Source organism: Pelosinus sp. IPA-1 (genome assembly GCF_030269905.1).
Lineage (GTDB): Bacteria > Bacillota > Negativicutes > DSM-13327 > DSM-13327 > Pelosinus.
The window spans coordinates 68,163-83,930 of record NZ_BSVC01000014.1; the positions used below are offsets into that span (position 1 = coordinate 68,163).

At 31.4% G+C, this 15,768-nt stretch carries 12 protein-coding genes; 7 read left to right on the top strand and 5 right to left on the bottom strand.

What is annotated here, in order from left to right:
* Positions 1–113 precede the first annotated feature (113 nt).
* Both QSJ81_RS24280 and QSJ81_RS24285 read right to left on the bottom strand, forming a co-directional pair.
* Positions 114–1,310, bottom strand: a complete 1,197-nt coding sequence (locus QSJ81_RS24280; RefSeq protein ID WP_285719901.1) for a tyrosine-type recombinase/integrase — start codon at positions 1,308–1,310, stop codon at positions 114–116.
* Positions 1,303–2,388, bottom strand: coding sequence for a hypothetical protein (locus QSJ81_RS24285; protein WP_285719902.1), 1,086 nt, complete (start codon positions 2,386–2,388; stop codon positions 1,303–1,305). Before QSJ81_RS24285 ends, QSJ81_RS24280 begins: the two co-directional genes overlap by 8 nt.
* A gap of 345 nt (positions 2,389–2,733) precedes the next feature.
* Here QSJ81_RS24285 and QSJ81_RS24290 point away from each other — a divergent pair, with 345 nt between their 5' ends.
* The 3 genes from QSJ81_RS24290 to QSJ81_RS24300 all read left to right on the top strand — a co-directional run bounded on the left by QSJ81_RS24290 (position 2,734) and on the right by QSJ81_RS24300 (position 4,889).
* Positions 2,734–2,967, top strand: a complete 234-nt coding sequence (locus QSJ81_RS24290) for a helix-turn-helix domain-containing protein (RefSeq protein ID WP_285719903.1) — start codon at positions 2,734–2,736, stop codon at positions 2,965–2,967.
* 167 nt (positions 2,968–3,134) lie between these two features.
* Positions 3,135–3,860, top strand: a complete 726-nt coding sequence (locus QSJ81_RS24295) for a phage antirepressor KilAC domain-containing protein (protein ID WP_285719904.1) — start codon at positions 3,135–3,137, stop codon at positions 3,858–3,860.
* A 183-nt stretch (positions 3,861–4,043) separates the two neighbouring features.
* Positions 4,044–4,889, top strand: coding sequence for a rolling circle replication-associated protein (locus QSJ81_RS24300; RefSeq protein WP_285719905.1), 846 nt, complete (start codon positions 4,044–4,046; stop codon positions 4,887–4,889).
* A gap of 88 nt (positions 4,890–4,977) precedes the next feature.
* Here QSJ81_RS24300 and QSJ81_RS24305 read toward each other — a convergent pair whose 3' ends face one another.
* Complete coding sequence (locus tag QSJ81_RS24305; RefSeq protein WP_285719906.1) at positions 4,978–5,262, bottom strand: hypothetical protein; 285 nt, start codon at positions 5,260–5,262, stop codon at positions 4,978–4,980.
* 20 nt (positions 5,263–5,282) lie between these two features.
* Positions 5,283–5,492 (bottom strand): hypothetical protein, encoded by a 210-nt coding sequence (locus QSJ81_RS24310; RefSeq protein ID WP_285719907.1) that lies wholly within the window; start codon positions 5,490–5,492, stop codon positions 5,283–5,285.
* 422 nt (positions 5,493–5,914) lie between these two features.
* Here QSJ81_RS24310 and QSJ81_RS24315 point away from each other — a divergent pair, with 422 nt between their 5' ends.
* A complete protein-coding gene (locus tag QSJ81_RS24315; protein WP_285719908.1) occupies positions 5,915–6,391 on the top strand; it encodes a terminase small subunit in 477 nt (158 codons plus the stop codon).
* A gap of 285 nt (positions 6,392–6,676) precedes the next feature.
* On the opposite strand, the gene QSJ81_RS24320 is transcribed toward QSJ81_RS24315, so the two are convergent.
* Positions 6,677–7,033, bottom strand: coding sequence for a hypothetical protein (locus tag QSJ81_RS24320; protein ID WP_285719909.1), 357 nt, complete (start codon positions 7,031–7,033; stop codon positions 6,677–6,679).
* 1,534 nt (positions 7,034–8,567) lie between these two features.
* Here QSJ81_RS24320 and QSJ81_RS24325 point away from each other — a divergent pair.
* The 3 genes from QSJ81_RS24325 (at position 8,568) to QSJ81_RS24335 (ending at position 15,113) form a co-directional block, all read left to right on the top strand.
* A complete protein-coding gene (locus QSJ81_RS24325; protein WP_285719910.1) occupies positions 8,568–12,176 on the top strand; it encodes a YobI family P-loop NTPase in 3,609 nt (1,202 codons plus the stop codon).
* A 382-nt stretch (positions 12,177–12,558) separates the two neighbouring features.
* Positions 12,559–13,731: an HNH endonuclease gene (locus tag QSJ81_RS24330; RefSeq protein ID WP_285719911.1), complete on the top strand. Its 1,173-nt coding sequence runs from the start codon at positions 12,559–12,561 to the stop codon at positions 13,729–13,731.
* A 14-nt stretch (positions 13,732–13,745) separates the two neighbouring features.
* Entirely contained in the window at positions 13,746–15,113 is a 1,368-nt protein-coding gene (locus tag QSJ81_RS24335) for a hypothetical protein (RefSeq protein WP_285719912.1), read from the top strand.
* Positions 15,114–15,768 lie beyond the last annotated feature (655 nt).

A 15,768-nucleotide genomic window follows, 5' to 3' on the forward strand; every position in this document is an offset into this window, starting at 1 on the left:
ACTCTTTTTTTATGTAAAGATGTCCCTTGTTTTGTCCCTTAACGTCTAAAAACCATTGGCAACAACAACAAATAAACACCAATTTCGTAATATATAAAGAGAAAAGCAGGCTATTATTTAGCCTGCTTTTTTTGTGCGCTTATGTTCGGTTCTTGTTTAGTGAGAAATGTATTCATACTATCTGCTAACTGTGTATCTACTGACTGAAGTGCGTGACTATAAATATTTCCTGTAGTTCGTATGTCGGCATGTCCAAGGCGACTAGATACGCTTTTTAATGATGCACCAGATGCAATCAATAATGTTGCGCTGGTATGGCGTAGGCTATGAAAAGTAATGTGTGGTAGCCCATGACGTTTGAGGAATTTACTAAACCATTGTGAGGGTGAGGTAGTACATATTTTATTGCCGTTCCATTGTGTGAAAAGGCGGTCGGTTTTATTCCACTTATCCCCTAGCCTTAAACATTCCGCGTTTTGCCATGCCTTATATTGTTTCAATAAAGAAATGATGCTGGTTGGTAGAGTGACAGTTCTATTGCTTGAATTATTCTTAGGTGACTTATCAAATGTCCCAAAACCAGATAATGACTGACTAGCACGGTTTACGGTTAAGTGCCCCTCATTTAGATCAATGTCTGACCATTCAAGACCACATAACTCACCAATTCTAAGACCACTAGCAAGAGCTAGCAATATGATGGTGCGATGTTTGATTTCTTCAACCTCTAAACATTCAAGCATTTTATAGGTTTGTTCTTCATTATAGACATCTGTCTTAGTTTTTTTTAGTGTGGGTGGCTTTACACGATCACAAGGGCTATTGGGTATAATTTGCCATTGGACAGCATCACGCAACATTGAAGAGAGAACACGATAGCAATATGTCACAGCCTCACTAGATAAAGTGCCTGCCTTACCATCAAGTCTAAGTCCATCCTCTTGTAAGTTATTTATGAATGCCAAGACTTGCAAAGGTTTCAGTTTAGCGATATCTATATGTCCTAATGCTGGGATGATACGTTTATCAATGTACAACTTATAGGTTTGTTGTGTTTTGGGTGCAAGATTTTTCTGGCAGTATTCTTTAAACCACCGTTCGGCAAAGTCTTTTATTTTGAGTTTACCCGTGAGTGTAACATTGCCACGCTGAACTTCGGTAGCAAATTCATGATAAAAACGTTTTGCTTCTGTCGGGCTGTTAGCTGTGATTGTTTTAGTATGGCAAATTTGTTTACCTTGTCCATCATAGCCAGCAGTAACTGTTAATAAATATGAGTTTTCGCCACGTTTTTTAATTTTACTAGGCATTATTATGCACCGTCCTTAATGCTTTTTCTAAACGCTCGATATCAATGTTGTATTCAGATGACGCCTCCTCTAAGGTAGAGCCTGAGATACACGCTTCTAGTGCTTTTGCAAGTTTTTTCTCTTCGTCTCTATAACGCTGTTGTTTCGAAGCAGTTTGGCATGAAAGGGAACAGTATTTGGAAGAATTTTTTGAAGGAATAAAGTAATTCGTGCATTTAGTATTTTGGCAACATTGCATACTTCTGCCTTGAACCCAATCCATAAAAACCATTAAGTATAGAGACGATAAAAGTGAGGTGAATTCCCATTGCCACTTGGGTTCCTTTATATAATATATTTTTTCTTTGTCTGAGTCTGTAAAAGTAATTATTGGTCTTACTCCTATTAGCCCCCGATTCATTGTTTCTTGCACAAGATATAAAGCCTCACTAATAAGGGTAGATAGTTCCTTGTCTTTTTCTCCTAATACTAAGCTTTTTCTATCTTCTTGAATTATTGAAGCGCATTCCATGTAAAGCTCTTCAGAGGAGAAATCTTTTAGCGGTAATAATTGTGTTGCTTCCCACGGATCGATTTCTTTGACATGTTTTATGAGGTACGCTTTATCCTTGTTACGTACTGCGTTATACAAGTCTAACATATCCCGAAAAATAACAACCTCTTTTGAAAAATCATTAAAGTGTATTTTGTCTTCTAATGTAGAATCGCTATGCTTATCGGCAGGTTCAAATTTTGGGAAATTTTTAAAACTAAGAAGTGAGTTTTTATTATAAAAGTAATTTGTAAAGGGAAGACCAAATGTTTGAGTCCAACGAAGAAGCATATTGAAATTAGTAGAATCCAAAGAAGCAAATATTGCTGGTAAAGTGTACTTCTTCTTTTTGTTTAAATCTTTAGGTGAGGGAGTATTGAAGATTTTTATCCATTGTTCTTTAGTAATATTCTGTTCAGAGTAATCAAAAGGATTATAGAAGATACAATCATCTGAGATCGGTGTAATATAATCGTTTTCTATAATAAAATTTTTGACATACCATTTTAGTGTAAGTCCTGATTCTAGAATAAACGGTGTATTCATGTATTTTCCTCCTATAAAATATCATCGTTACTGTTTCGTTATCTTTTATAGTAACGGAATTGTGGTATTCTTATTATAAGAAAAACATTAGAAGGAGTCAACGTGGTTGCTTGATCTTGATAACAAAAAAACTACAGCTATTCTTTTTGATCCGATTTAGATCGAAAAGAACAAAAATTTTTACACAACCTATAAAATCTGTTATAAAAGGCACGTTTATTTCCATATGTAGTAGAGGGGGAAATTAAACTCCTCAATATAAACGTTATTTGCAAGATTCAATTAATCAGATTTAAAGATGAAAGAATGTCAAATACGGAAAAACTATCAAAGGAGGTGAAACATATGCAAACGATTGTTAATGATAAGGAGCTTGCAAAAATACTAGATCCAACAGGGAAGATCATTACTCCATGGGCACTTAGGACGTGGAGACTGCAAGGTGGTATGCCTTCATTTTCGGTTGGAAGAAGGATATTTTTCCGATTGTCTTCTGTGCTTGCGTGGATCGATCAAAAGGAGAAGGGCGCCCAAGTGGCAGAACCTGCTCAATATGGAATGTTGCGTAAGATAGACTAATGGTCTTAATAATGATTCTTTGGCAGGATAGACGGTGCTTAACTTAATTTTTTACTGAACTCAAAAATGTCGATATCTTGCATGTTTAGCTTTATGCACAGTAGAGGGCGATTTTATATGCCCTCAAAGAATAAAAAAAGGCGGTAATTAAAATACAAAATTTGTTAATGGTTAATGGTGTACGTGGGTACATTGATGGAAATGGTATTGCACAACTCAATCTGGAAGATGTGGCTAGAGGCCTGGGATTTGTTGATAATTCTAAAGAAATCGAATATGTTAGATGGAATACTGTAATGGGATATTTAAAAGGTTTTGGATTTTCGCAGGAAGTTGCGAAAGAATCATTTATACCTGAAAATATCTTTTACAGATTGGCAATGAAAGCCAAGAATGAAATCGCTGAAAAGTTTCAAGCACTCGTTGCGGATGAGATATTGCCAGCTATTAGAAAAACAGGCTCGTATTTAGTTAGACAAGTCCCTGTGTTGCCTCAAAACTATAAAGAAGCTTTGGTTGCTCTCCTTGGTGCAGTTGAAAATAATGAAAGGATTACCAAAGAAAACCTCGCTATGCTTCCTAAAGCAGAATTTTATGATGTTGTTACCCAATCAGATGAAGAATTTACAATTCAGGAAGTGGCTAGTATTTTAGCGAATAAGAAATTGGGTAGAAATAATCTGTTTAAGTATCTTATTTCTAAAGGTGTTTTGATTAACTCTCGCATTCCTTACAGAGACCAGATAGAGGCTGACAGGTTTAGAGTCGTTGAAACATCTTGGATGCACCCAAAAACTAAAGAGATTAATATTGCCACTCAGGTTGTAGCTACTCAAAAAGGTTTTGATTATATTGTAAAACTCCTTAAAGAAGATAACTATAAAGTTTATTAGGTAAGGACAAAACCCATTTACTTTAATTAGTAAGTGGGCTTTATATGATCGGTTAGAAGCTGGATTAATGAGGCAATGATCTAAAATAAAGTATGTATTTACCTCTGGGACATGTCGAACGTAGTGAGACTTATTAGTTACCACATCTCACCGCACCAATAAAAGAAAGGATTATTTTATAGATTGCCATTAAATTTAGAACAGGAGAAATTGCTTTGTAAACTTTGGGAAGCAAGCGAAGAAAAATATCAAGAGTTTTGTCAAAAGATAAAAGACTTAAGAAATAAAGATCAAGTTGTAAAGAAAATTAATCATAAAGTCATTCACTGTGGCGATGTAATTGAAATTTATGAGTTTGAGTATCCAACGATAATTGGCCTTGAAAGAAAGAAAAAACCAGCTAGTTCTATCAATCAGCCAGTAATAAGTAATCCCAAAACACTGCTAAAAAAAAAGCTTTCAAAAACAATGAGGATCTATCATAACTTTATTAGGTTGGCTTACGTTAATTTTAACAATACTCAATCAAGATTTGTGACTCTAACATTCTTAGCACAGGACACTGACCTGGGCGAATGTAATAAGTGTTTTGATTCTTTTATGAAGCGAATGCGTAGGAGATTTGGCAAGACTTTTAAATATATTGCTGTTCCTAGTTTTGATAGTATTGGATCTATTCGCTACCATATGTTTTTTGATATTGCTGTAGAGCATGTAGAATTGTCTGCTCTTTGGTCACATGGCAGAACTTATATTAAGCTAATTCAAGGCTCGAAGAGCCTTGATAAACTTATCTTTAAATACATGAGACAAACACTTCTTGACGAGAAATCGGATAAAAGGCTTATAGGTAAAAAGACTTATTTTAAGAGTAGAAATTTAAATAAGCCAGTTGAGTTATATAATCAAAATGCTTTAAATGTTCTGGAACAATTTCACCAGAATCCAAATGAGCAATATCCAGTAAAAATTTATGAGTCTGTATACAATGGCGAAGTTAAGTATCAAAAATTAGTTACAAAAACATAAATAAGAAAACAGGCATAATCCCTTGCTTATTGGAAGAACGCCTGTTTCTTATACCATTTTTGATGTTATGGGAGCCTCCAGAGTTCATTCATTGGAGATTGTCCTCTACGCATTCGCTAAGAGGAGTTTTCATGCCTTTTAATATCTTCTCTTTCATTCTTGGTATACTTGTTAAGAATACTGTTTCATCAAAAGGTTCACCAATATCATAATACGATACGCTGGTCATTTTATACTTTAGTTGGTTTTTCTTAACGAACCGTTTAAGAATAGGCATAGGGGCGATCATACAGTGATTAGATTCTTCAAACCACTGCTTACTTTTATTTCTCCAAATTAATAAGGCAAAAGTTCTTGCGTCTGACTCTGTCATTAATAAAATCACTCCTAAAGCTATATAAGGTGGTGTTTGCGAACTTTTTTTGAGTTATTTTCGCCTAAATTATTTTCTTGAATGATATTCCTTTGGATTGCATCTCCAATTGGTCTCAAGGTTGTATTGTTCATCACTTCTTGTTTTACGTTTAGCTCTATAAATTTGTCAGCTTCTTCGATGTTTTGGAAGATTTCATTTCTTTCTGTTTGCCAAGTGACTAAAATCATATAAATCAACTCCTGGAAATTAATTATGACCACGTAGATAGTTTACAATAGATTGCCACAAGAATCAACAATATTTTACCAAATATAACATATAATTCCATTTTAGAATTGTAATTCTAAAATAGAATTATCGGTTTGTATTGCTTAATAATAGAGGTAGAAGTACTCTGTGATAGCAATACTGAGTTAAATGAGAACAAACTGAGAATGATAAAGCTTAATACTGATTTTTGCTTTGCTTATCATGTTAAGTTTTGTTAAGATTTATCTCAAAATGCGTTATATGCGATTGTTTAGGCTTAGTAATATGACTGATATGCTTGTATAGGTAGGTATTTAAAATCCTCTTACAGTCTGAGTATTCGAACATGATAACAATTGTAACTAATGAAATAATACTAAATAAAAAGGAGAATGTTAATTTGCCCAAACCACGTATTGGCAGACCTAAAAGTAATGCAAAAAAAGTAACTCCGAAACAGGAGAAGTTCATTGAAGAATACCTTGAGACAGGGAATGCCACTCAATCAGCAAGAGCGGCTGGATACAGTGAGAAATGTGCTAGTGTTCAAGGTAACAGACTTAAAAATAATAAGGCTGTTGTTGCTGTTATTGAAGACATTAAGAGAGATGTAGCGCAAGAAATTAAAGATAATGCTCACATTGCTTATGATGTGCTTCAAGACATCATGTTAGATCCTAGAGTTAGTGCTAAAGTTAGATCAGATGTAGCCAGTAATTTACTTGATAGAGCAGGACACAAAGCAGTAGAGAAGAAGCAAGTAACTGGTAGCATTACTGGATCTATTAACTCTACTGTAACGATGGATCTAGTACAGAGAGCTAGGGAATTGTTAGCTACAAAGTCTAGGACTATTGATGTAACACCTGATGTTTAGACTAGCTGTACTAAATGCCCCTGCGTAATCTTGGAGAGAGTCATTGACTTCGTCATTACGTTACAACTTGTTTGGAACGAGCTCCCTTCAGGCCACCTATGGGGAGGGGTGGGGCTTCTATATAGCCTACCCCCTGCCAGTGGCATATGTATATATACAAGTGCTTACAAATTTTTTTAATTTTTATAACTTTTGACCTATAAAATGCCTAAAAAATTTTTTGCAAAAATTTTAAAATTAAATGAAAAGAAACCGCTCACTAATTTTTTTGTGAGCGGTTCTTTCTTATTTAGTTTTTTCTAAATTTAACATTTTTGCTTCTTGATTGAATAATCTAGTATTTAAAATTTTGAGACCTTCATGTAAGAAATCTGAAGAATAGGTTGTTGCTGTTGTTTGTAATAAAGGATTGTGCCTTGCATCTGATACTTTTAAAGATATCCTGTCTATTTTGCTTTCTAGACGATTTAGCGTAGCCAAAATACGTTGATTATCATCTATTTGACGTTCTGCTGTATCAAATAGAGCTGAGGTTATTATATTTTGTGCTTGCTCGAATCGTAAGATGGATTGTTTTAATTCTTGTTGTCCCTCAAGTAATTGTTTCTGACCTTCCAATAGCTGTTGTAAAATTTTTTCCACTGCTCGTAACCTCCAATAGTTTATTGTCTATATTATACCTTAATTTATAATTAAAAAATGAAGTATATAAAAATAAAAATGCTAAATACGGTCGAATATGAGCATGAAACAGAATAATTGGTTAAAATAATTCTATTTTGGAATTATTGCTCTAGGAATCTTATTATATATCCGTTTAGCTCGATTTTTTATCATGAAAAAGGTTGGTGCATTTGGCTATGTAGATATAAAACTGTCATAATTCTAAAAGATGACTTCTCGAAAGCAATTGGTGTGGGATAATAACTTCTCGGTTTTAAGCCAGAGAGTAAGGAGGGGGAGGGGGGGGCTTCTATATAGCCTACCCCCTCTCTTCCCATACATTGAAGAATAAAGTGTTTACACAAATTTAATCTTAAAAAAAGTTTTTTAAAAATTTTAGAAGTTGAGGACAAAAAGAAAGCCACTTACTGATTAAAATCAATGCAAGTAGTTTATTGTTATTCTCTTGATTTTGCTAATTCGCGGGATCTTAGAAGTGCTAACATTCTTGCTATTTTTGAATGGACTACACATATACTCTTTTATCAAAAATAATATATCGTGTAGCGACAAAATAGAAATTATATGTGAAGCTTTTATTGAATACTGTGGTTGAAACTTTCTTGTTTAAAATATAATATTAATGAATTTTTTTTGTATAACATGTTTTGAATTGGATAAATTACATTATATGCATGTATTTAACATATTTTTGCACGGTAATTAAGTACGAAACGTATTGACAAATTATATGTATTTGGATGATAATGTGAATGACAGACAGACAGTAAAATGATATTAAAACGACATCAATAATGACCGTTTTAACGTTAAAATAAAAAGACGCCCTGCACTCGCAATGCAAGACGTATTTTTATAAAAGCTAGACTCTTAGCAAAGTTATTAGGGTTACTGTCTCAATTAGAATTTTAAGTGCCAGCAAAAAACTTTCCAAGGCTTGTTTGCTGGGAAACCAGGAAAAACTACATAGATTCATTGATGCTTTCCTCCTTCTTTTGAATTTTTAAAAAAAAGGCAAGTGAAGGCTATTTGTGTTTCTATTAATAGATACAGCTTGCCTCTACTAAAGAATACCAAATAGAATGGAACTTATCAATTAGTTTTTACAAATAAAAATTATTAAAAAACATAGAAACCACCTACCAGTTAAGGTAAGTGGTTTTTTTTGTTCTAATCTGTGCTCGCAACTTTTTTTGCTAAAAGGTCTTTGATTAAGTACTTCAAGCCAGCTTTTCTTTAACCTGATATTTTCCTGTAATGGTGTGAATTAAATAAAGGATATTTTTGAAATGATCGAGGATGTACAAAAACATGGATTAATACTACCTATAACACAGATTGTATTGGCGAAAATAATATCAGGATTAGCAAAATTGTATAGGAATTAGGGGAAGAGTCACGAATTATAAAGATACTATACTTTTATATGAATCTAGTGTCTGAAAGGAAAGAAATCTGTTAATAAACATGTTTACAAGTTGGGAGAATAAAAATGAAGACTATCATCAAGGATAAGTGTCATAAACTAATTAATCTTGTAATTGAGCTACTTGAAAGGCTAAAGACATATTTGAAAAAAGAAACTGAAAATATTTATGGGTATGAAGATTTGGCTCCTGATGAGAATGTTGATGTGGATGGTAGGTATGGTGCCTCGCTAGATTGGGCAATTGGAAATGAGAAAATTAAAAATATTGCTCTTACAGGAACTTATGGCTCAGGGAAAAGTAGTGTTTTAAGAACATATCAAAGTCGCAATAAAAGATATAAGTTTTTGGATATTTCATTAGCGAATTTTAAAGAAAACGTTAACGATGAAAATGCGGAAATAGAAAGAAATATTTTATTGCAAATGTTTTATCAGGTTGAAAGTAAAACGATTCCTTATATGCGACTTAATAGAATTACCAATCTAAATGTGAAAAAAGTATTATTAAAGTTCCTTTTTTCCGTATCTTTACTAATTGTTGGATTGGTAATATTTAATCCCCAAAAAATAATTGATATAAAAAGTAATATGTTAATATTAGAGAATCTGAATATTGGAAGTAATACTGTTTTTATAATATGTGTAATATTCATCGTATTATTTTATTGTAATTTACTTTGGGTAATCAAGTTTCTTAAAGAAAATTTTAAAATTAATAAGATAAAAGTAGACAAAACAGAAATAGAAATAAATAAGGAATCTGATAGTTCAATATTTAATAAACATATAGACGAGATTATGTATTTTTTTGAAGTAACTAAATATGATGTTGTCGTATTTGAAGACTTAGATAGATTTGAAAATATAAATACTATACATCTTTTTACAAAACTTCGGGAAATTAACACATTGCTCAATAATTCTGAACAAATTAATAGGAAAATAGTATTTATTTATGCTTTAAAGGATGACATGTTTTCGGACAATGCAAAAAGAACAAAGTTTTTTGATTTTATTATTCCAGTGATTCCTGTAATAAATTCATCTAATTCGTGTGAAATTCTACATGATATGTTCGAAAGGCATAAATTTAATATCTCCAAAAAGTTTATAAGTGACATAACTGTTTACATAAACGATATGAGAACTTTAAAGAATATATACAATGAGTTTATTATATATCAAGCAAAATTAAGTGAAATTAATCTGAATATGGAAAATTTATTAGCAATGATAATTTACAAAAATGTTTATCCTGAAGATTTTGCGAAATTACAAGTAAATGAAGGATTCGTTTATGAAGTGTTTCAAAATAAACATAAAATAGCGGATACTAAAATGGATGAAATTAATAAGTGTTGCTTACAGATAGAAAAAAATATTGAATTGGCTAAAAAAGAGCACTTAGAAAATGTCGATGAACTACAAGCAGTTTATTATGATTGTTTTTTATATAAATATAGTAACCATGGATATATTACTATTGGAACCCAACAATTTCAAATTAGTAATTTAAATAAAGTATCCATTCTAGATGCCGTAAAAGGTGGGAATAAAGTACAGAATCAGTATGATTATCTTACTGCAGATAATAAAAAAGCTAATTATTTTGATAGAGAAGCAGTTTTATTATTGGGGAAAGATCGCCGTATAGAAGAATTACAAATTGAGTTAGATATACTAAAAAGAAAAAAAGATGAAATTAAATTATTACCTCTTAAAAAAATTATTACTGAAGAAAATATAGGAGAAGGTTTCTCAATAGATTTTAATAATAAGAAACTATTAAAATTCTTGATTAAACGCGGATATATTGATGAAATGTACCATTCATATATTACATATTTTTATCCAGGTAGTCTAACAAAAGAAGATATGGATTTCTTAGCGAGCATTAAAAATCAAGAAGCATTGACTTTTGATTACAAATTGACAAAGTATGAAGAAATTATCAATAAAATGTATATTTATGAGTTTGAACAGCAAGAAATCCTAAACTATAATTTAATTGACTTTATGATAGAAAATATAGAAAAGTACAGAATTTTTGTTGAAATTGTATTAACGCAATTGGTTAATGAAAGTGATAAATCAATTAGTTTTATTGATGGATATCTAAAAGAATCTAGACAAGAATCAGCGTTTATAAAGCTACTTTGTAAAAGATGGAACAATTTATGGCGGTTTATTGATATCAAGTCCAATTTCCCAATTCAGAAAAAAAATGAATACTTAACTAAAATTATTAAATTTGCAGATGTAGATGATATTCACAATTTAAATAGTGAAACATTACTAACACAATATATTTCAAAGGCGACAAATTTTTTAAAACTAATAATTGATGAACAGTATATTGAAAAAATACAGTTAGTATTGGAAAGGTTAGAAGTCAAATTTGAATATTTAGAGACTCCATATAACGGAATGCGATTATTTGATTTTGTATATGAAAACAATATGTATAAAATTAATCAAGAGATGATTGAGTTAATAATAAACATAAAGGGAAAGGTACCTGCGGATAAGATAGCAGAATTAAAAACATCAAACTATACGGTTATCAAAGAATCAAATTGTGATTACCTGATTAAATATATTGATGATAACATTCAAGAATATCTTGAAAATGTATTTTTAAAATTAGAAAATAATAATAATGAAACTGAAGAAAACATTTTAAATCTGCTTAATAAAGAATCGCTTGACAAGGCATTGCAAGTAGCTATCCTTGATAAGGAAGTAAAGGTTATAACTGATATTACTGAAGTAAAAAATAAGGAATTATGGAATATACTTGTTCAATCTTTCAAAGTGAGTGCCGAGTGGTTTAATGTAATAAACTATTATAAAGAAATCAATAAAATTGATGATGTACTTGTGATGTTTTTTAATAGAAACTATATTGAACTTTCTAAGAATGAATTAAATAAATATGATGGCATTGAAGATGCACTCTATAAAAAAATTTCGATGGATATTATGAGGTGCGAACAAATAGAAGAAAGTTGTTTCGAAAAAATTAAAGAGAGTATCCCATATCAATTTGATAAATTTAGTGTGGAAGATTTATCGGAGAATCGCATAAGCAGTATTATAAATGAGGGTTTGCTAAGCTTGACAATAGAAAATTTTAATTCCTTAAAAGATAACTCTCAAAATAAACATATTTTATTACTTGAAAGAAAAATTGATGAATATTTGGGAAAAGATACTGAATATGAACTAGATTCAAATGATATAGAAATGTTGTTAGATTCAGAAGTAATTACTAGCGAACAAAAAAAATCTATTATTCAAGATATGAATGAAGGACTTATTTCAGATGATAATTCGTTAGCAGAGAAAATATATATAGTATCTTTAGATCATGAGTTTAATGAAATGACACAAGAAATATTTGAAAAACTGATAATGAGTGATTTATTATCAAGTGATAAAAAATTAAATATTATTACTAAGGTAATTGAATATTTGCCGAAAGAGGCCATTATGGGTAGTTTTGCTAATATTGAAGCACCATATTGCGAAATTGCTAATAGCGGGAAGCGACCACTGTTATTAGATAACAGTATTAATCAAGCTTTAGTTATTCAGCTGGAGACTAAAGGATACATATCATCTTGGAAAAAAGAAGGTGGGAAGTTAAGAGTCATTAATAAAATGGCTTAAATCTAATGAATCATTTATAATTGTTAGGTTCAGTTGCCTGGGGCTTATATCTACAAATAAACGCCAAAGACAGCAATATCGCTCAAGTATAAGTTAAGGAAATCCTTAAGACATAATGCTTTTGGGGGAATGCTGATTCTTACGAACCTGATTATTTAGGTCAAAGGTCTTCCCCTAGAATTATCAGATGAAAGATAAAGAGTTTTTTTATTATATAGAAATGATAATAAAATCTGTTAAAACCCTATCGCATTTGGGCGATAGGGTTTAGTTTATATGGGGTCTATTATCATGTCAAATATTTTTCTTTTTCAACAGGATTAATCATAAATTTCATTGAAGTACTATAAATGGGTAAAGTTGCTAAAGGGTAGGTAGGCATATGAATTATTGGCTAATCGTGCATGATATTGAAGCTTTTAATGGTGGATTAAAGGGTGATGATTCGAATACTATAGGTTTTCAAGCATCTACCTATAACGCAAAAAATGTTGAGCCTGGAGATATGCTTGTTTATTACTTAAAAAATGACATTGCACTAAAAGGCATTTATAAGGTTAAGCCTAAGCCATGGTATGGGGTTAAAAACTGGGTCAGTGATTACCAGATAGACATATTGCCAGTAATTCAATTAGATAAACCTTGTGATTTCAAAGAAGTACTTTCATGTCTTGAACTGTTTAATGGTATTGAAAAATGGCAACAAAAGATACAAGGTACAAATGGAATTAGAGAATTATCTGAGAATGATTTTATTGTATTAAAAGACTACGTTGCCAAGTTTGCGCACTTTGAGAATCAATTCTCTTCTGATAATAGCATTGATTGTTTTCATATCAATGTAGAAATACCACCATTGCTAAAAAATGTTGGAACATCTCAATACACTGATGGTGTGCGAATAGAAAAAGAGTTTCATGATGTTTTTAATCCACCTAATTCACCATTCTATACGTCCAGAGGATCAGCAAGACAAATAAAGATTTTATTTAACAATAAGATTTTTGATGCGAAGTATTACTTTGAAGGACAGGAAGATAAGGCAGTAACATTGCAAAGTATACGTTTTAGAAAAAAAATTAAAGCGGAATTTCAAAAAGTATTTCCCGAACAAATAGGGCAATTTGCGATCCAAGTTGGACATGATTTGAATCATTTTATTTTTAGCCATTCTTCCGTTGTTTTTGATGATGGAGAAGAGTTTGAAGAGGATGATCGTACTTATGATGAAACTAAGCAGGCTTTTAGACTTCATAAACTTAGGGAAAGAAAACCAGAGGTTATAAAAAAAGCTAAAGATAAGTTTCTAAAGAAACATGGCAGATTATTTTGTCAGGCTTGTGGTTTTGATTTCAAAAAGGTGTATGGAGCTAGGGGAACTGGCTTTATTGAAGGTCACCATACTAAGTTGGTCAGTGAAATGAAAGAGGGTGAAAAAACCAAGGTTGAAGATATTTCTTTGTTATGTTCTAATTGCCATAAAATGATTCATAGAAAACCATTAATAAATGTTGAACAATTAGCTTTTTGGATAAAGTACCAATCTAACACTTAAAAAGGAGCGGCTTTATGGCGAAAGTACTTTATGATTTTTTAAATGATAGTCCACTTTTTAATGATAAAAAAATAGAAGAAAAATTTTCAGGGGTATCAAACAAAGATTTAGAAAAAGAGATAAATGCTTATCGAGAGTATTCTCTAAAGAAAGCATCAAATTTATTAAGTGAAATTAAAAACTCAAAGCAAAAAATATCCGCAACTATGGAAGGCTTTAACTCGTTTATCCCAGATGAACAAACATTAAAACAATTTGCTTTATATATGGATTCAGTGGTAATAAATGACCCACTTTTCAAAATGACACATAGAGATAGCCAGTTTTCAAAAACAATGAATCAATATCTGGGATACGATGGAAAAGATGAAATTGATAAAATAAAACTTGTTAAGGCTGTTTCTTATATGAAAAAACTAACACCAATGATAGCTGGCAATTTTGTAAAATTTTTTCCTATGAGTTATATTCATGAACCACCGCAACAATTACCTATACATATGTCAGATAATCATTTTTCTGATATTTTACCTGAAGAACTATTGCAGTGGTTCCGTAAAAGATCCACGGTTGTTTCATTGAAAAAAAGTGATGACGGATGGCGTATTTTAAAAAAACTATATATTTCACGTTCTATATGTGTTCAATTTGAAGGGGATAACTCTAAAAATGCCAACATATATCAGTTGTTTGAAAGTGATTTCAAGGATATTGATAAAAAAACAGGTAAGTTTCAAATGACATCTCAGCTACCAGATGAATTGCCTGAAGCGAATTATTTTAATGGATGGGTTTATCAGTCTGTTAATAAGTCTGCTAAAGCAAAATATGACCAAATCATATTGGAGTTATATTATTCTAATATGATGGGTAATTCATATTTTACCCGTTCGCCATTTGTAGCGGACTTATTAAATTTTAGTTTTGGCAAAACAAAAAGTCTTGAGATGGATATTGCAAACTTAGGATTAAGTTTAGATTTACCAACAATACAAAACGTTTCAATGGAGAAACTGATGTATATTAGAGAAAACGAAGGGGAAGCATTTAACAATTTTCGTATAGAGTTAGAAAAGCAATTGAGAGAAGTTCGGTTAATTAATAACGAAGAACAGTTAAAATTGAAGTTGGAAAATATAGCACATGAATTTGAAGAAGTACAAATAAATGAGATACGGAAAAAAATGAAGCACTTTAAGAGGAGTATTTTTAGCGAGGTATTCTTGGGGCTAGGGACTCTTTATACATCAGTGCACTTTAATATACCTTGGTTGTTAACATCGTTATTTGGCATCGGATGGGCTGGGAGTAGAAGTTTTAATGATAAAATTAATACGGTAAATGATAATCCAGCATACTTCTTATGGAAGTTAAAGAATTAAATTCAATGGGAATTAGGTGGGGTGAATTTCTTTAGAGTATAGAGCAGATGCATGTCATTTTATAGCCAGATAGAAGAGATAAGTTTTTATACCGCTATACTAAAATAAGTACTCCCCTGGAGAAGGGATTACCTGGCAAAAATCTTCAATTTGACCTGGAAATGAATGATCCTCAAGACAAAACTAAGTAGTGTACAGGATTATATGTTGACGTACGATAATGTGATGTTAGGAGGATATTCATAATACCAAATCAATATAAAGTGCAATATGATTCGTCTTGTAGGTTTTAATGATCGTAGAATATCAATAATTTGGCGGTAAATGTTATCCCTTAATTTGTCCCTTAATACTTACAAATGTCCCTTATTATTTGCCAATGACTACAAAGAAGAAAAAGTATAAACACACTAATAACAAAGGTTTGTAAACATAATGAAATGTAAACCAATACTATTTATATCATTCGTAATGAGTAGGTCTGCAGTTCGAATCTGCATATCGGCTCCAGTTGAAATTCAAAGCTCCTGAGAATTAACTCAGGAGCTTTTTTATGTCTAGTGTCAAGTTGAATTTAAGATTTAAATCATTAAAAAAAATTCCTAACCTATAAATGCCTAAAAAAAGTCATATCGGTAGCTTATAAGATGAAAAC